Source organism: Rhizobium sp. ERR 942 (genome assembly GCF_007828395.1).
In the GTDB taxonomy this organism is placed as follows: Bacteria; Pseudomonadota; Alphaproteobacteria; order Rhizobiales; family Rhizobiaceae; genus Rhizobium; species Rhizobium dioscoreae.
In genome coordinates, this window is sequence record NZ_VIUA01000003.1 from 144,733 (window position 1) to 160,167 (window position 15,435).

Sequence of the window (15,435 nt, forward strand, 5' to 3'; positions counted from 1 at the left end):
GGAAATGGTTCCGCAGGCGTAGATTCCGGTCACCAAACATTCCCTGGAGAACGGCAATGACGACTGAAAATTCCGATAAATCAAAGACAAAGGTTGCGATCATTACCGGCGGCAGCCGTGGCCTCGGCCGCAACAGCGCCATTCATCTTGCCCAGCGCGGTGTCGATAGCATCCTGACCTATAACGCAAATAAGGCAGAAGCCGATAGCGCCGTTGCCGAGATCGAAGCGCTTGGTCAAAAGGTTGTAGCCTTACAGCTCGACACCGGCGACGTTGCATCCTTCGACGCTTTCGTTGCCGAAGTTGGCCGCGTGCTGCAGCAGCGTTGGGGTCGCGATCGTTTCGATTTCCTCGTCAATAATGCCGGTACCTCCTATCACGCCTCCATCGCTGAAACGACGGAAGCCGAGTTCGACAAGCTCTACAACATCCATCTCAAGGGCGTCTTCTTCCTGACGCAGAAGCTGCTGTCGCACATCAACGACGGCGGCCGTATCGTCAATATTTCCTCCGGCCTTGCTCGTGTCAGCTATCCGGGCTCGTCGGCCTATGCGGCGATGAAGGGTGCGGTCGAGGTACTGACGCGCTATTTTGCCAAGGAGCTCGGCCCGCGCGGCATCACGGTCAACACGGTGGCGCCGGGCGCGATCCAGACCGATTTCAGCGGCGGCATGGTCCGCGACAATCCCGAGGTCAACAGGATGGTCGCTTCCATGACAGCACTCGGCCGCGCAGGCCTGCCTGACGATATCGGCCCGATGATCGCCTCGCTGCTGTCGGACGACAATCGCTGGGTCAACGGGCAGCGTATCGAAGCCTCGGGTGGCATGGTCCTCTAATTCGCAACGTTAGATCTGTGGGATCTGCAGCACCTCAGCCGGCAGCGGTTGGGGTGTTTATCTGCCAGCCGTTCACCCAGATTTGCCTCAAACCATCACCTTCGCCCTTGAACCACAATCCCGTCGCCTCGCAGCCTTCGATCCGATCGCTACGGAAGTTGCGGATGGCCTGGCGCAGTTCGCACCAGGCGACGATGTTGGCGGTCTCCGAATAATAGATGAGGGCGATCGGCCGGATGATGCGTTCCGTGGCGCGGCCCAACTCGTCGCGATAGGCAAGATCCAGCTTTTCCTCGTCGCGAATGGCGCGGCGCACCAGCGAGAGATCGATCGCCGAGGCGGAAGGTGCGGCAAAGCCCCAGGCATGCAGCGCATTGGCGTCGAGCGTCTGGCGCAGCGGCGGTGGCACGGCGCCGGCAATTTTCGCGGTGACGCGCTTGGCTGCCTGCTTCAGCTCGGCATCACCGGTGCGCTCCAAAAGCGCCAGCGACAGCACGATCGCTTCCATTTCCTCGATCGAAAACATCAGCGGCGGCAGGTCGAAGCCGGGCCGCAGGATATAGCCGATGCCTCGCTCGCCCTCGATCGGCACCCGCATCGCCTGAAGTGCCGCGATATCGCGATAGACCGAGCGGACCGTCACCTCCAGCCGGGCGGCGATATCGGCCCCTGTCACCGGCCGCTTGGCCAGCCGCAGGATCTGGATGATCTCGAACAGGCGCGATGCCTTGCGCATTTCTTGCCCCAAAGAAGAAGGCTACTGACAACACCCCGTCAGTTGGTTCATTTTATAAGACTGCCTATTGACTTGAAAATCAACCATTTCCTCTCCTGTCTCTCTGGAGAGGGCGATAGGCAACTGACATGGGTTACGCAGAAAATCTCTGGCTCTTCTTCATCCTTCTCTTGGGCATCATCATCGTACCGGGTATGGACATGCTGTTCGTGCTCGCCAATTCCCTGACCGGCGGCAGCAATCGCGGCCTCGCCGCGACAGGCGGCATTATGCTCGGCGGTGCGGTGCACTCGCTGAACGGCGCCGTCGGCATCGGCCTGCTGATGCATTTCGTGCCGGTTCTCTTCAATCCGCTGCTGATCGCCGGAGGCGCCTATATGGCCTTCATCGGCTACACGCTGATGCGCAGCTCCATCACCGTGGGCAATGAAGGGCCGGCCGGCAGCCGCTCCGCCTGGAAAGCCTTCCGGCAGGGAGCGGTGACTTGCCTCATAAATCCCAAGGCCTATCTCTTCATCTTCGCCGTCTATCCGCAATTCCTAAAGCCGGATTACGGGCCGATGTGGATACAGGCCGTCGTCATGGGAGCCATGACCATCGCGACGCAATTTGCCATCTATGGCGGACTTGCCATCACCGCCGGGCGCAGCCGCGAGCTGCTGGTCGCCAATCCCAGGGCGACCGCCGTTGCGGGCCGCGCTGCAGGGCTGCTTCTGGTCGCGGTATCGGCATTTACCGTCTGGGAGGGCCTGAAACTGGCGTGAGAGCTGATGCGGCGAATATGTGTGTCGATTGCATGACACTGATTTTACTCAGCTCTCACCACTTTGTGACTTCATTGCCGGAAAGGAAACCGGCAAACATGTCGCCGTAATCATGCGCCGGGCCCTATGCGCGGTCTTGAACACCCGAGAGGTAGGAGAACGAAATGAAGTGGAAAGCGATTGTGATGGCGACGGCTTTGGCCGGCATCGCACTAGGTTCGGTCGTCGCAGCCGACGGCACGCATGACTCCCGCATCGGGATGATGAAGAAGATCGGCGGCGCCACCGGAGCTCTCGGCGCGATCGCCAAGGGGGACAAGCCCTATGACGCCGATATCGTCAAGGCGTCGCTGACGACGATCGCCGAAACGGCCAAGGCCTTCCCGGATCAGTTCAACCCGCAGAGCGACAAGACCGATCCCGAGGTCAATCCGAAGATCTGGGACAATCTCGATGACTTCAAGGCGCATGCCGCCAAGCTTTCGACCGATGCCGAGACAGCGCTCGCCCAGCTTCCTGCCGACAAGGCGGGCGTCGGCGCGACGCTGAAGACCCTCGGCGCCAGCTGTGGCGCCTGTCATCAGGCCTATCGCATCAAGAAGGATTAAGCGGTAGGTCTAGAAATCGATCTTAGCATCCGCACCGGTTCTGCCGGTGCGGAGCCTTTTGGTTTTAGAGCTAAGGCTTGGGGTGGCGTGATGGCGCGGTTTATTCGATGGTTGCTTTGCCTTTTCGGCGTGATCATCCTCGGCGGCGGCGCATTTTACGTCATCACCGCACCGTCGCCTTTGCCGGCGAGCCATTGGGCCAATCTCGGCGATCCTGACGTCAAGAACGGTCAGATGGTTTTCTGGGCAGGCGGCTGCACGAGCTGTCATGCGGCTCCGGGCGCGCAGGGTGATGCCAAGCTGGTGCTTTCGGGCGGTCTCGCGCTGACGAGCCCCTTCGGCACCTTCCATGTGCCGAATATCTCGCCGGATGAGAAAGCCGGGCTCGGCAGCTGGAAGCTTGCCGATTTCGGCAACGCCATGAAGCGCGGCGTCGGTAAAAACGGCGAGCACCTCTACCCGTCCTTTCCTTACGGCTCCTATACCCGCATGAGCGACAAGGACATCAACGATCTCTGGGCCTTCCTGAAGACGCTGCCGAAGAGCGACAATGTCGCTCCGCCGCATGAGCTGCCCTTTCCCTTCAACATCCGGCTGGCGCTCGGCGGCTGGAAGTTCCTCTATCTCAACGACCAGCCGCGTATCGTGCTCGCCAGTGCCGACGAGAAGGTCAAGCGCGGGCAATATCTCGTGGAAGGGCCAGGCCATTGCGGCGAATGCCACACCCCACGCGACGGTCTCGGCGGCTTCGTAAGCGGCCAATGGCTGGCGGGTGCACCCAATCCGGAAGGCAAGGGACAGATCCCCGATATCACGCCCGGCTCGAAGGCCATCGGCAGCTGGAGCGCCGGCGACATCGCCAACTACCTGGAAACCGGCTTCACCCCGGACTACGACTCCGCCGGCGGCTCGATGGCCGAAGTCCAGCAGAACATCGCCCATCTGCCGGCAAGCGACCGCGAGGCGATCGCGGCCTACCTGAAGGCACTGCCGGCGAAATAGGCCTGGTGTTCAGGTCGCGCCCGAGCGCTTGGCGAGATAGAGATGGGTTTCATAATGCAATTCGAATACGCCGCCATGCGCGTTGATGGCATCGGCAAGTTCGAAAAGCAGCGCTTCTCTCCGATCCTCGCTCAAAAGCCGGTAGCTTGAAAGCGTGCGCAAAAGATCAGTATAGCTCTGCGCCGTGTGCGACCGGCTCCAGGAATAAGAGTGGTGCACCGGAGCTTCGAAGTGGTCGGACTGCGGCAGCTCCCGAGCAAAAGGGCCATCAGGCAGATACCATGCCTCCACGGGCGGGCCGGCAAGCTGCGGGACATGGCGGGCGTAGATCCCCGCAAACTTGTCGGATAGTGGCGGTTCCGGCTTCATCGGCACATTGCCGAAGACGGCGAGTGTTCCTTCCGGCGCGAGAAGGGCGGCCGTCGCAGCGAAGCGCAGTTCCGGCGAAACCCAATGGAAGGATTGTGCCGCGAATATCAGCCTGAAGCTCTCCGGCTTACCCGGCCATGCTTCGAAGGTGGTTTGCTCGAATCGCACTCGCGGAAATTCCGCCAATCTTTCCCGTGCAACTGCAATCAGTTCCGCGCCGGGATCAAGCGCGCGAATGGAGAGGCCGTGGCGGGCAAAGCCCTCTGTCGCCTGTCCGGTGCCGCAGCCGATTTCGAGGACCTGATCCTTGGCTTCCAGCCCGGCAAAATCGATGACATCGGCAAAAAGCGCATCGGGATAGAGCGGGCGGGAAGTATTGTAGAGGCTGGCGACGCCGTCAAATGTGAACCGTTGTTCCAAGGCGCACCTCCAGTTGCAGATCGAAGTCGACGGCCATTTTTCTAGCGCATTTCCGGTCAAGCTTGTAGCTACGGGATTCGGCAACGGGAGAGGGTGGTCGTGGACGCAAGGGTGGCGCGGAAGGTTCCTTATTTCAGCCAATGGGAAACGCCTGACATGACGTTGGCGGTCGTCGCCGAGGGCGCGCAATCGGCCTTGCTGAAGGACCCGCTCTGGGCGTCATCCGGCGCAAGCACCGTCGAGGATTATGCCCGCTGGGCCGGCAATCTTTGCGGCATGGCGTGCCTGAAGATGGTGCTCGCCGCCCGCACCGGCAAAACCATCCCGATCATGGATCTGGCCATGGGTTGCAGGGAGTATGGCGGCTATGTCGAGGAGGTGGATGGCAGGATCAAGGGGCTGATCTACGCGCCGTTCGTTCCCTTCGTTCGCGATCGCTTCGGCCTCGAGGCCCGTGTCGTCACTGGGATTTCCGTTGCTGATATCGCCGATATCCTCTTGCAGTCGGAGTTTTTAATCGCGTCGGTGCATCATTCGATCCGCTGGCCAGAGACCGAGCCGCCGGCCGAAGGCGGCCATCTCGTGCTGGTGACGGCCGTCGACGGAAACAGCATCCGCTTCCACAATCCCTCTGGTCACGTCGATGCGACGCGCGAGAACGCGGAGATGCCGCTGGAGGTGTTCGAGAGGTTCTTTGCAGGCCGCGGGATCGCCATCGATCACTGAAGCATTTCCAAATACGCATCGGTTTTTCGTCCGGAATGCGCAAAACCAGAAACACTCTAAAAATCAATATCGGATGGCGATCCTCTTAAAGGCCGGCATCAGGTGAGAGCCTGCAGGTAGCGCATGCCGGTGACCGGCCGCGGCTTGAAATCCATGTTTTCGTAGAAGCGGTGGGCTTGAAAATTGCCTGTTGCGGCGCCGACCGAAAGGTAGCTGCAGGCGGCCTTGCGGGCGATATCGCGGGCGCGGTCGACGAGATGTTGCCCAACGCCATGGCCGCGATGGCCGTCGCGCACGAAGAGATGATGCAGGTCCATGCCGCGCTGGCCTTCCTGCGCCTTGTAGAGCGGCACGAGGATGGCGTAGCCGATCAGCCCTTGCTCGCCTTCGGCGACAAGCGCCGTGATCCAGGGCACGGGGCCGAAGAGATCGCGCTCAAGCTGCTCCGGCGTCGTGCCGGAGGGATCGCCGTGGTGGGCGGCCAGCAGCCGGATCATGTCATTGAGCTCAGGCAGGTCACGCGGCTGCGCGTTGCGGATGGTGAGAACCGGCGGGCGGAGAAGTGAGATGTCGCTATCGTCTAGCATGGCATTTTGCGTCCTTGTTTTTCAATGAGCCGTCAGGACGCTGCCGATACAACAAAGCCGCCTGACGGCGGCTTGTTGACAATATGATCTGTCTTGGCCGCCCGTTACAGGTACAGCCAAAAATACGAGCAGTTGTGGAGCGCGTGCGTGATCATGGGCGCATCAATGATCCGGTTCAGCGCGTTTGTCAATGGGGCCTCAATGCTCGTGTTCGCACAGGCCGTGGTCGGAGAGTGCACGGATCACATAGCAGTCTTCGATGCTGTGGCCATCGCAGTGCGAGACGATGCGCTCCAGTTCGTGCTCCAGCTTCTTCAGCCGCGCAATCTTGGTGCGAACGTCATCCAGATGTTCCTTGGCGATACGGTCGGCGCCGACGCAGGGGCGGTCCGGATGCTGGCTGAGCGAAATCAGCTCCTTGATGGCATCGATCGTCAGTCCGAGGTCGCGGCCATGACGGATAAAGGCGAGACGCTCGAGATCGGCTTTGGAGTAACGCCGCTGATTGCCTTCGCTGCGCTCGGGCTCCGATATCAGGCCCATCTGCTCATAATAACGGATTGTCGGCACTTTCACGCCCGTCCGCTTGGATAGATCGCCGATGGTTAGCATTCAGAGTCCCCAATACCTCTAGTCTCTAGAGCAACATATGAGGCCCGTTCATGGAAATTGCAAGGCTAGGTAGCTGTACAGGTGGATGGGATACTCTGCTGGTCACCTCATCGTCCGATCGTCGCGACTAAGTATGGCTTCCCATTCATCGTCACAAATAGTATACCCCCCTATATTATAATCGAGGCCACGATGTCCCATACCATTCGTCAGCAAGCCAAGCTCCTCTCACGCGTCCGCCGTCTCAAAGGACAGATGGAAGCGGTGGAGCGGGCGCTCGAGGCCGAGCGTCCCTGCGGGGAAATCTTGCAACTGCTTGCTTCCATTCGGGGTGCCCTAACGGGGCTGACCGGGGAGGTTCTTGAAGACCATCTGCAGGAGCACGTGCTGCATGCCGAAAGTGAAGAGGGCCGCCGGCAGGCGGTCGATGAGATTGCCGACGTGCTGAAGACCTATCTGCGGTGACGATTCGAGCGTTCAAAGAGAGACTAATGTCATGAGTATTTCTTCCGAAATGGGCCACAGCCACGTTTTTCTGGGCTCCGATCATCAGCGCAACGAGCGTCGCATCTGGGCCGTCATCGCGCTGACCGCCGTCATGATGGTGGTCGAGATCGGCGCGGGCACGATCTATGGCTCGATGGCACTGCTCGCCGACGGCTGGCATATGTCGACCCATGTCAGCGCCATGCTGATTTCGGCGCTCGCCTATCTCTATGCGCGCCGGCATGCGCACAATGCGCGCTTCACCTTCGGCACCGGTAAGTTCGGCGATCTCGCGGGCTTTGCCAGCGCCATCGTGCTGGCGCTGATCGCGCTCATCATGGGCTGGGAGAGCATTCTGAGATTGCTCGATCCGGTGGCAATCAATTTCCGCGAAGCGATTGCTATTGCGGTAGTGGGTCTTCTCGTCAATCTCGCCAGCGCCTGGTTGCTGCGCGACGACCATAGCCATCACCACCACAACCACGCCGGCCACGGGCACAGCCATGATCGTAGGCATGGGCATGCCCACGATCATGAGCACGGCGACGATCATCACCACCACGACCATGACCAAAAAGGTGGCAGGGACAACAATCTGCGCTCGGTCTATGTCCATGTCATTGCCGACGCGATGACCTCGGTTCTCGCCATTGTTGCCCTGCTGCTCGGCAGCCGTTTCGGCTGGACCTTCCTCGATCCGGTCATGGGCATCGTCGGCGGCCTGGTCATCCTGCAATGGGCATGGAGCCTGCTGCGCGCTTCCGGCGCCGTTCTCCTCGATTTCATTCCGCAAGGTGAGGATCTGCCTGAGGAGATCCGCGAAGCGATCGAGACGGACGAGGATCGCATCACCGATCTACATGTATGGCGGGTCGGCCCGGGGCATCATGCCGCCATCGTCGCGGTCGCAACGCCCGTCTCGCGCGATCCATCTTTCTACAAGGCGCGACTTGCCGAGATTCACGAGCTCTCACACGTGACGGTCGAAGTTACCGTCGACAAGGCGGCATAGAATCCGTTAGCAATCGGTCAGGTCAGAGGCTTGCCACATTCCTCGCATAGCCCAAGACCTGCCGATTCCGCTGGAGGCCTCTCATATGCCCACATTGCTCACGCGCCGCCGCCTCATGTCGGGCTCGGCGCTGCTTCTTCCCGCCCTGATGCTCGGCCCCGACGCGCTTTTCGCTGAGGATAGCGGCACGCCGGCGCAGACGCCTCCCGCAACGGACAATCCGGCAACGCCCGACGCCGGCGGCCAGAGCCCGCAAGGTGACAGCGGAGCTCAGGACAATTCGCAACTGTCCGACGATGTCGACAAGCAACTGGCCGATCTGGAAAAGAAGACCGGTGGTCGTCTCGGCGTCTCCGTGCTTGACACCGAAACCAATATTTCGCTCGGCCATCGTGAGGAGGAGCATTTTCCCCTGTGCAGCACCTATAAGGCGCTTGCCGTTGGCTTTGTGCTGGCGCGCGTCGATCAGGGCACGGAAAAGCTCGACCGCCGCGTCACCTATGGCAAGGACAAGGTCGTCACTTATTCGCCGGAAACAGAAAAGCATGCCGACGGCGATGGCATGACCATTGCCGAGCTCTGCGCAGCCGCAATCACGCTGAGCGATAATACGGCCGGCAATCTTCTGCTCGAAAGCTTCGGCGGCCCTGCCGCGTTGACCTCATGGCTGCGCACGACAGGCGACACCGAAACCCGCCTCGATCGCAACGAACCCGATGTCAATCAGGCCGTCAAGGAAGACCCGCGCGATACGACGACGCCGGATGCGATGCTGGATTCGATCGGCCTTCTGACCCTCGGCAATACGCTGTCGGAGACATCGAGGGATCAGCTGGTCAACTGGCTGGTCGCCAACACGACGGGCAACAATCGCCTGCGTGCCGGCCTGCCGAAGGAGTGGAAGGTTGGCGATAAGACCGGTACAGGCAATAACGGTTCCTATGCCGACATCGCGGTCATCTGGCCGCCGGAACGCGGTCCCGTTCTGGTCACAACTTTCGTGGCCGAGGCAACTGCGGATGCAAAAGACGTGGAAGCCGTTTTTGCTGAGGTCAGCAAGATCATCGTAGACATGGTCGGGCAATAGCGAGATTGATAATAAATAGAAGGCGATACGACCAAGATGTGAATCAGCTTCGTATCGTCTTCATGTAATCCGTCAGCATGTTTAGACCAGCGCCAGTGCTGAGGCTGCGCTGTCCGTTTCCTGATCGCCGTCCCCATCGGCATTGCCGGCGCCGAGCTTCTGTTTGATCTCATCGGCAATCTGGTCGTTGATCGCCTTCTGTTGGTCGGCCGGCAAGGACTTGAAAGAATCTTCCGTCAGGCCATGCGCTTCCAGATATTGGGCGCGGATCTTTTGGGCTGGCGTCATATTTGCCCATTTGGCAAACTCGTCGAGAATGTCCTGATCGGACTGTTGGCTTGACGATGCCGAGCTGCTGGAAGCACTCGCGCCAGACTGATCGTCAGCGGAGGCCGATGTCGAATACGAGGAATCACCGAACTGGCTGAGCCAGAGGCCGGACGAAATGGAGGAGGGGACGCCGCTGGAGGCAATGGAAGGCCCCTGCGTATCGTCCTGGTCACCGCCACCGTCGCCCGGCAGCGAGAAGGGCGTGCTGTCGTCGCTGTCGCCGCTCTGCTGGCTGCGGATCGGCGCACTGAAATAGTTTTGGGTGCTGCTGTGCACTTTCATCATCATGTCTCCCAACAGGTTGTGGGGACGATGACTCTGCAAGCCTGTCTGGGGCTTGTGTGCTCAAGCGTCCTCAGGTGCCGCAAAAGGTCTGAAGCACCCGTTCTGTCGGCAATGGTGGTTCTGCATAGGGCGTAAAGCCTGGCTGATCCTCGTATGGGGTGGCGAGCACCTTCAGCAATGCTTCGAATAGAGAAAAGTCGCCGTCCTCCACAGCAGCCTCGATGGCCTGCTCGATCCGGTGATTGCGGGGAATGAAGGCGGGATTGACCTTGCGCATCGCCGCCGCACGCGCTGCCGGCGTCTGCGGATCGCGAGCAAGCCGCTCGCGCCAGCTTTCGAGCCAAGATGCCGCTAATTGCGGCTCGTTGAACGTAGCGGCGAAATCGGCCACATCTCCGTCTGCCGCGAGTGCGGCAAGCCGGCGGAAGGCGAGGGTGAAATCCGCGCCCTGCTGCTGCATCGTCGCCAAAAGCGACTGGATCAGCTCGAGATCGCCGTCCTCCTCGTTTGCAAGACCGATCTTGGCGCGCATGCCGGCAAGCCAATAGGCCTGAAAGCGTTCGCCATAGGCTTTGATGACCGTGTTCGCCAAATCGATCGCCGCATCGACGGAGGGGGCGATCAGCGGAATAAGCGTCTCGCCGAGGCGTGCGAGATTCCATTGGCCGATCGCCGGCTGGTTGGCATAGGCATAGCGGCCATTGCGGTCGATGGACGAGAAGACAGTCGCCGGATCATAGGCATCCATGAAGGCGCAGGGACCGAAATCGATCGTTTCGCCCGATACGGTCATATTGTCGGTGTTCATTACGCCGTGGATGAAACCGACATGCAGCCAGCGCGCAATCAGCGCCGCCTGCCGATCGGCCACGGCTTCGAGCATTGCAAGATAGGGGTTCTTACGGTCTCGGATCTCCGGGTAGTGCCGGGCAATGACGTAATCCGTCAGGGTCCGCACACTCTCCGTATCGCCCCGCGCCGCAAAGAATTGGAAGGTGCCGACGCGAATATGACTTGCCGCGACACGCGTAAACACTGCACCCGGCAGCACCTCCTCGCGATAGACAGGTTCTCCGGTGATCACGGCCGCAAGTGCCCGCGTCGTCGGAATGCCGAGCGCGTGCATGGCCTCGCTGACGATATACTCGCGCAGAACCGGGCCGAGCGCGGCGCGCCCATCGCCGCGGCGGGAAAACGGCGTAGGCCCCGACCCCTTGAGCTGGATGTCCCGGCGCTTGCCATTCCGATCCTTCACCTCGCCGAGCAGGATCGCGCGTCCGTCGCCGAGCTGCGGAACGAAATTACCGAACTGGTGGCCGGCATAGGCCATGGCGATCGGCTGCGATCCCGGCAGCAGCTCGTTGCCCGAAAAGATTGCCGCCGCATTTTGTTTCAACGCTTCGACATCCAGCCCGAGTTCTCGCGCCAGCACCTCGTTGAACTTGATCAGCTGTGGCGCGGCAACCGGGGTCGGCGCCTGATCCGTGAAAAACTGCGGCGGCAGGCGCGCGTAGCTGTTGTCGAAGGCGACCGTCGGCGCCCGAAGGGCGGTATCATCGTGAAGAGGAGAGCTCATATTACTAAGGTAGGGCCGACGGAGAGGCGACGCAAGGCGCTTGCTCCAGGTAGGAAATCATCCTACTTTATCCTACCGGATAAGAGGATTTTGCGATGAACGAGAAACTGAGCATTTCACTCCCCAGTGAAATGGTAGCTGCGATTAAGGCGCGCGTCGATGCGGGGAGCTATGCCTCTACGAGCGAGGTGTTGCGGGCGGCAGTCCGGGTCTGGTTGCGGGAAGAAGAGGAATATCAGCAGCGGATCGCAGCGATCAGACAAAAGGTTGCCGCATCTTTGGATGACCCTCGGCCAAACTTGAGCGGACACGACGTAAAACAGCGCCTTGATGCTTTTTTTGACAAGCGTCGGTAGACATGGAGCGATATGCGGTCGAGTACCGCCCGGAGGCCGTGGAAAATCTGCTTGACGTCGCAGCTTACGTGTTCGAGCTAAGTCAGAATATCAGAACAGCGGAGGGATATATTGGTCGTATCTACGCGCGCTGTGAAAAGATCGTGATGCACCGTTCGGAGGCGTTGCTCGAGACGACCTAGGTACCGGCATTCGCATGGCGGTTTTTGAAAAGAGCGTCGTCATCCTTTACACCATTGCCGAAAATACAGTCTGGATCACCAATGTCTTCTTTGGAAGCAGAGACTATGAGACCCTGTTGGCGCGTCCCTAGTCTTCCTCCCTGCTCCCGTGCCATCTCCGCAAGCTTGCGCACCGTATTGAGATTTCTCGATGTTCCCGCCTTCAGCGCCGGCAGCTTCAGCTTCGAGCGTCCCGAGCCATCGGGATAATGCACGTAGATCTCCCTGCCGGCGATATGCACTTCCTCGCCGCCGGGTGCGACGAGTTTCTCCAGCGCATCCTCCGGTGCCGGCTCCTGCAGGAAGGTGATCAGCAGATAGTTCGGCTTGGCGTGCGGAAAGGGCGAATGTTCCGCGACCCTTTCGAGAGCTTCGCGGCTGCGCAGGATTACGCCGGGAGACTTGCCCATCTTCGTAGCCAGCGCCTTTTCAAGTTGAGCCAGCACCGTTGCCTCATCCGCTTCGGCGCGGAAAACCACATTGCCGGTCTGGATGTAAGTGCGCACATCCTGGAAGCCGATCTCTTCGCACAGTGCCTTGAGATCGGCCATGGATAGCATGCCGGTGCCACCGACATTGACGGCACGCAGCAGGGCAACGAAAACGGTCATGGCTTCCTCCCGCCGTCCGGCTTACATCTTCTCGGCGACTTTGACGGCGAAGGCGTATTCGAACGCGACTTCCTCCAGGCGCTGGAAGCGGCCGGAAGCGCCGCCATGGCCGGCATCCATATTGGTCTTCAGCAGGATGGGCGCGTCGCTCGTCGTCTTGTCGCGCAGCTTGGCGACCCACTTGGCCGGTTCCCAATAGGTGACGCGCGGGTCGGTGAGGCCACCGAGTGCGAGGATCGGCGGATAGGGCTTCTCGCCGACATTGTCATAGGGGCTGTAGGCGGCGATCTGCTCATACTCTTCCTTGCTCTCGATCGGATTGCCCCATTCCGGCCATTCCGGCGGCGTCAGCGGCAGAGTGTCGTCAAGCATAGTGTTGAGCACGTCGACGAAGGGCACGGCGGCAATGATGCCGGCGAATTTTTCCGGCGCCATGTTGGCAACGGCGCCCATGAGCATGCCGCCGGCCGATCCGCCCTCGGCAATGATCTTCGCGTAAGAGGTGAACTTCTGCTGATTCAAATAGTCGGCGGCTGCGATGAAGTCCTTGAAGGTATTGGTCTTCTTTTCCATCTTGCCGTCTTCGTACCAGGCGAAGCCCTTATCCTTGCCGCCGCGGATATGGGCAATGGCGTAGACGAAGCCGCGATCGGCAAGCGACAGGCAATTGGTGTTGAAGCCGGCCGGGATGGTGACGCCATAGGCGCCGTAGCCATAGAGCAGGCAGGGGGCGGAGCCGTCCAGCGGCGTGTCCTTGCGATAAAGCAGCGTCACCGGTACCGTCTCGCCGTCCCAGGCCGGCGCGAAGACGCGGCGCGTCACATAGTCTTCCGGATTGTGGCCGGAAGGAACTTCCTGTGTCTTCAGCAGCGTGCGCTCGCGCGTCACCATGTTGTAGTCGTAAAGCTGGCTCGGCGTCGTCATCGAGGAATAGGAGAAGCGGATGACATCCGTGTCGTATTCCGCCGCACCTTGCAGGCCGAGCGCATAGGCCTCTTCTTCGAAGGCGATCGCATGCTCCTCGCCGGTACGACGATCGCGGATGATGATGCGCGGCAGGCCGTCCTTGCGCTCCAGCCAGAGGAGATGGCGGGCATAGGCGAGATGGCTGAGGATCAAGGTGCCTGGCTTGTGGGGCACGACCTCGCGCCAGTTTTCCTTGCCTGGGTTCTCCGCCGGCGCTTCCATGATCTTGAAATCCTTGGCGCCGCCGTCATTGGTGAGAATGTAGAAAACGTGGCCACCTTCGCTGATCTCATATTCGATCTCGGTTTCGCGCTCGGCCACGATCTTGGGCTCGGCGGTGAGATTCGAGGTCGGGATGATACGATATTCGCTGGTCTCGTGATCGTGAATGTCGATGAAGATGTAGTCGTCCAACAGCGAGCCGCCGACGCCCATGAAGAAGCCCGGATCCTCCTCCTCATAGACGAGTCGGTCGTCGGACTGCGGCGTGCCGATGATGTGATGGAAGATCTTCGAAGGGCGATGGTTCTCGTCCTGCAGTGTGTAGAAAAAGCTCTTGCCGTCAGGCGCCCAGACGGCGTCGCCGCCGGTGTTCTCGATCACGTCGGCAAGATCCTCGCCGGTCTCGAAATTGCGAATCTTCAGCGTAAAATACTCCGAGCCCTTGTCGTCATAGCCCCAGATGCCATGGCTGTGATCGGAGGAATGATCGAGGCCAGAAAGACGGAAATAGGATTTCCCCTCATTCTCCTTGTCGCCATTCAGCAGCAGCTTGCGTTCCCCGCCGTTGCGCGGCTCGCGGAAGAAATGGGGCTGTTCGCCGCCGGTAACGAAAAGTGTGCCGTAAGCGTAGGGGCCATCCTTCATCGGTATCGAGCTGTCGTCTTCCTTGATACGGCCCTTCATCTCGCCGAAGAGGACCTTCTGCAGCTCCTTCGTGTCCGCCATCGCGGCGTTCATGTAAGTGTTCTCGGCTTCCAGATGCGACCGGATTTCCGGCGCCAGGATCGATGGGTCCTTGAACATGGCCTGCCAGTTGTCGGCCCGCAGCCACGCATAATCGTCGGTGCGGGTAATGCCGTGGCGTGTATCCGTAAACGGTTTTTTCGCGGCGGCGGGCGGGGTGGGAAGATTCTTGAAAACTGACACGAGGGGCGCTTTCTCTGGAGTGAAAGTCGGATGTGAAGTGAAGAGAGAAATAGAGGGCAGCGAGGTGAGGTTCAAGCGGCAAGTCCGCTCCTCCAGCTTCATGCAAGCAGCCGATATTAGTTTTGCTCGAACAGGCAGCCTGCGGGAGACCGCATCGCGGCGCTGCCTTGATGAGACCACATTCTTTATCGAAGTCGGCATACAGTGCGTCGACATGAAGGCGGTCAAAGCCTTCTCTGATGGAGCGAACGCACTCAAATCCAAAACAATGCAAGGGACCGGTCTTCATGCTGAAACTCTTCGCCATCCTGATTCCATTGGTTAGCGTCGCCACCTCCGCCTTCGCCGTCGATGCGGCTATCAAGAAGCAGTTGGAGAAGCTCGATCCGTCGGAGCGAATGGAGCAGGCATGCGATGCAGAGGCCATGAAGCGGATCGGTACGGACAAGACGGGGTTCAAGCCGGACAAGGTGATCGCCTACACATTCGGCGATCCGGATATGAAGCCGGATGCCATGAATGCCCCCGGTGCGGTCTTTCGCAGTAAGGGTGACTGGTATCACCTCTCCTATACTTGTGTGACCGGGCCGCAGCATATTCATGTCCGCGATCTGAGCTATCAGATCGGCGACAAGGTGCCGCGCGACGCCTGGCAGGAGCATTATCTTTACGATTGAGCGCCCGGATGAAGCA

Annotated in this window: 18 protein-coding genes and 1 pseudogene; 11 read left to right on the forward strand and 8 right to left on the reverse strand. The window is 60.1% G+C overall.

Going from position 1 to position 15,435, the window contains the following annotated elements:
* The first annotated feature begins 56 nt into the window (after positions 1-56).
* The gene (locus FBZ97_RS13325; RefSeq protein ID WP_145320736.1) at positions 57-839 is read left to right on the forward strand and encodes an SDR family oxidoreductase; all 783 of its coding nucleotides are present in this window, start codon (positions 57-59) and stop codon (positions 837-839) included.
* A 34-nt stretch (positions 840-873) separates the two neighbouring features.
* Here FBZ97_RS13325 and FBZ97_RS13330 read toward each other — a convergent pair whose 3' ends face one another.
* The gene (locus tag FBZ97_RS13330) at positions 874-1,575 is read right to left on the reverse strand and encodes a YafY family protein (protein ID WP_145320734.1); all 702 of its coding nucleotides are present in this window, start codon (positions 1,573-1,575) and stop codon (positions 874-876) included.
* 128 nt (positions 1,576-1,703) lie between these two features.
* Here FBZ97_RS13330 and FBZ97_RS13335 point away from each other — a divergent pair, with 128 nt between their 5' ends.
* The 3 genes from FBZ97_RS13335 to FBZ97_RS13345 all read left to right on the forward strand — a co-directional run bounded on the left by FBZ97_RS13335 (position 1,704) and on the right by FBZ97_RS13345 (position 3,949).
* Positions 1,704-2,339: a LysE family translocator gene (locus FBZ97_RS13335; RefSeq protein ID WP_145320732.1), complete on the forward strand. Its 636-nt coding sequence runs from the start codon at positions 1,704-1,706 to the stop codon at positions 2,337-2,339.
* A 164-nt stretch (positions 2,340-2,503) separates the two neighbouring features.
* Positions 2,504-2,947, forward strand: a complete 444-nt coding sequence (locus FBZ97_RS13340) for a cytochrome c (RefSeq protein ID WP_069616043.1) — start codon at positions 2,504-2,506, stop codon at positions 2,945-2,947.
* A gap of 87 nt (positions 2,948-3,034) precedes the next feature.
* Positions 3,035-3,949: a cytochrome c gene (locus FBZ97_RS13345; protein WP_145320731.1), complete on the forward strand. Its 915-nt coding sequence runs from the start codon at positions 3,035-3,037 to the stop codon at positions 3,947-3,949.
* 9 nt (positions 3,950-3,958) lie between these two features.
* On the opposite strand, the gene FBZ97_RS13350 is transcribed toward FBZ97_RS13345, so the two are convergent.
* The gene (locus tag FBZ97_RS13350) at positions 3,959-4,738 is read right to left on the reverse strand and encodes a class I SAM-dependent methyltransferase (RefSeq protein WP_145320729.1); all 780 of its coding nucleotides are present in this window, start codon (positions 4,736-4,738) and stop codon (positions 3,959-3,961) included.
* Between the two features lie 99 nt (positions 4,739-4,837).
* Here FBZ97_RS13350 and FBZ97_RS13355 point away from each other — a divergent pair, with 99 nt between their 5' ends.
* Entirely contained in the window at positions 4,838-5,464 is a 627-nt protein-coding gene (locus FBZ97_RS13355) for a C39 family peptidase (RefSeq protein ID WP_281406127.1), read from the forward strand.
* A 98-nt stretch (positions 5,465-5,562) separates the two neighbouring features.
* Here FBZ97_RS13355 and FBZ97_RS13360 read toward each other — a convergent pair whose 3' ends face one another.
* Positions 5,563-6,051 (reverse strand): GNAT family N-acetyltransferase, encoded by a 489-nt coding sequence (locus FBZ97_RS13360; RefSeq protein WP_145320725.1) that lies wholly within the window; start codon positions 6,049-6,051, stop codon positions 5,563-5,565.
* A gap of 198 nt (positions 6,052-6,249) precedes the next feature.
* A complete protein-coding gene (locus FBZ97_RS13365; RefSeq protein WP_015339186.1) occupies positions 6,250-6,663 on the reverse strand; it encodes a helix-turn-helix domain-containing protein in 414 nt (137 codons plus the stop codon).
* A gap of 192 nt (positions 6,664-6,855) precedes the next feature.
* On the opposite strand from FBZ97_RS13365, the gene dmeR reads away from it, so the two are divergent.
* The 3 genes from dmeR (at position 6,856) to bla (ending at position 9,248) form a co-directional block, all read left to right on the forward strand.
* On the forward strand, positions 6,856-7,128 hold the full coding sequence (dmeR, locus tag FBZ97_RS13370) for a Ni(II)/Co(II)-sensing transcriptional repressor DmeR (protein WP_113330773.1): 273 nt from the start codon (positions 6,856-6,858) through the stop codon (positions 7,126-7,128).
* A gap of 31 nt (positions 7,129-7,159) precedes the next feature.
* Positions 7,160-8,161 (forward strand): CDF family Co(II)/Ni(II) efflux transporter DmeF, encoded by a 1,002-nt coding sequence (gene dmeF, locus FBZ97_RS13375; protein ID WP_145320723.1) that lies wholly within the window; start codon positions 7,160-7,162, stop codon positions 8,159-8,161.
* Positions 8,162-8,246: 85 nt separating this feature from the next.
* On the forward strand, positions 8,247-9,248 hold the full coding sequence (gene bla, locus FBZ97_RS13380; protein WP_145320721.1) for a class A beta-lactamase: 1,002 nt from the start codon (positions 8,247-8,249) through the stop codon (positions 9,246-9,248).
* 81 nt (positions 9,249-9,329) lie between these two features.
* Here the strand turns inward: bla and FBZ97_RS13385 are convergent, their stop codons facing one another.
* Positions 9,330-9,863 carry a hypothetical protein gene (locus tag FBZ97_RS13385; protein ID WP_246661764.1) on the reverse strand — a complete coding sequence of 178 codons (534 nt, stop codon included), beginning with the start codon at positions 9,861-9,863 and terminating at the stop codon, positions 9,330-9,332.
* A gap of 70 nt (positions 9,864-9,933) precedes the next feature.
* Positions 9,934-11,439, reverse strand: a complete 1,506-nt coding sequence (locus FBZ97_RS13390; RefSeq protein ID WP_145320719.1) for a protein adenylyltransferase SelO — start codon at positions 11,437-11,439, stop codon at positions 9,934-9,936.
* A gap of 95 nt (positions 11,440-11,534) precedes the next feature.
* Here FBZ97_RS13390 and FBZ97_RS13395 point away from each other — a divergent pair, with 95 nt between their 5' ends.
* Entirely contained in the window at positions 11,535-11,795 is a 261-nt protein-coding gene (locus FBZ97_RS13395) for a type II toxin-antitoxin system ParD family antitoxin (RefSeq protein WP_095434277.1), read from the forward strand.
* Positions 11,796-12,123: 328 nt separating this feature from the next.
* Here the strand turns inward: FBZ97_RS13395 and FBZ97_RS13405 are convergent.
* Together FBZ97_RS13405 and FBZ97_RS13410 are read right to left on the reverse strand one after the other, a co-directional pair.
* Positions 12,124-12,627: pseudogene (locus tag FBZ97_RS13405) on the reverse strand (DUF1697 domain-containing protein); the annotation flags it as partial.
* 21 nt (positions 12,628-12,648) lie between these two features.
* Entirely contained in the window at positions 12,649-14,742 is a 2,094-nt protein-coding gene (locus FBZ97_RS13410; RefSeq protein WP_145320717.1) for a S9 family peptidase, read from the reverse strand.
* On the opposite strand from FBZ97_RS13410, the gene FBZ97_RS13415 reads away from it, so the two are divergent.
* Both FBZ97_RS13415 and FBZ97_RS13420 read left to right on the forward strand, forming a co-directional pair.
* A complete protein-coding gene (locus FBZ97_RS13415) occupies positions 14,729-15,067 on the forward strand; it encodes a hypothetical protein (protein WP_145651002.1) in 339 nt (112 codons plus the stop codon). The two genes, FBZ97_RS13410 and FBZ97_RS13415, sit on opposite strands and share 14 nt — an antisense overlap.
* Positions 15,030-15,419, forward strand: a complete 390-nt coding sequence (locus FBZ97_RS13420; protein ID WP_069616056.1) for a DUF930 domain-containing protein — start codon at positions 15,030-15,032, stop codon at positions 15,417-15,419. Before FBZ97_RS13415 ends, FBZ97_RS13420 begins: the two co-directional genes overlap by 38 nt.
* The last annotated feature ends 16 nt before the right edge of the window (positions 15,420-15,435 follow it).

Coding starts and splice junctions, on each gene's coding strand:
- FBZ97_RS13395 (WP_095434277.1), top strand. CDS start 11,535: ATGAACGAGAAACTGAGCATTTCACTCCCCAGTGAAATGGTAGCTGCG.
- FBZ97_RS13390 (WP_145320719.1), bottom strand. CDS start 11,439: ATGAGCTCTCCTCTTCACGATGATACCGCCCTTCGGGCGCCGACGGTC.
- dmeR (WP_113330773.1), top strand. CDS start 6,856: ATGTCCCATACCATTCGTCAGCAAGCCAAGCTCCTCTCACGCGTCCGC.
- FBZ97_RS13385 (WP_246661764.1), bottom strand. CDS start 9,863: ATGATGAAAGTGCACAGCAGCACCCAAAACTATTTCAGTGCGCCGATC.
- FBZ97_RS13365 (WP_015339186.1), bottom strand. CDS start 6,663: ATGCTAACCATCGGCGATCTATCCAAGCGGACGGGCGTGAAAGTGCCG.
- FBZ97_RS13330 (WP_145320734.1), bottom strand. CDS start 1,575: ATGCGCAAGGCATCGCGCCTGTTCGAGATCATCCAGATCCTGCGGCTG.
- FBZ97_RS13325 (WP_145320736.1), top strand. CDS start 57: ATGACGACTGAAAATTCCGATAAATCAAAGACAAAGGTTGCGATCATT.
- FBZ97_RS13420 (WP_069616056.1), top strand. CDS start 15,030: ATGCTGAAACTCTTCGCCATCCTGATTCCATTGGTTAGCGTCGCCACC.
- dmeF (WP_145320723.1), top strand. CDS start 7,160: ATGAGTATTTCTTCCGAAATGGGCCACAGCCACGTTTTTCTGGGCTCC.
- FBZ97_RS13360 (WP_145320725.1), bottom strand. CDS start 6,051: ATGCTAGACGATAGCGACATCTCACTTCTCCGCCCGCCGGTTCTCACC.
- bla (WP_145320721.1), top strand. CDS start 8,247: ATGCCCACATTGCTCACGCGCCGCCGCCTCATGTCGGGCTCGGCGCTG.
- FBZ97_RS13335 (WP_145320732.1), top strand. CDS start 1,704: ATGGGTTACGCAGAAAATCTCTGGCTCTTCTTCATCCTTCTCTTGGGC.
- FBZ97_RS13340 (WP_069616043.1), top strand. CDS start 2,504: ATGAAGTGGAAAGCGATTGTGATGGCGACGGCTTTGGCCGGCATCGCA.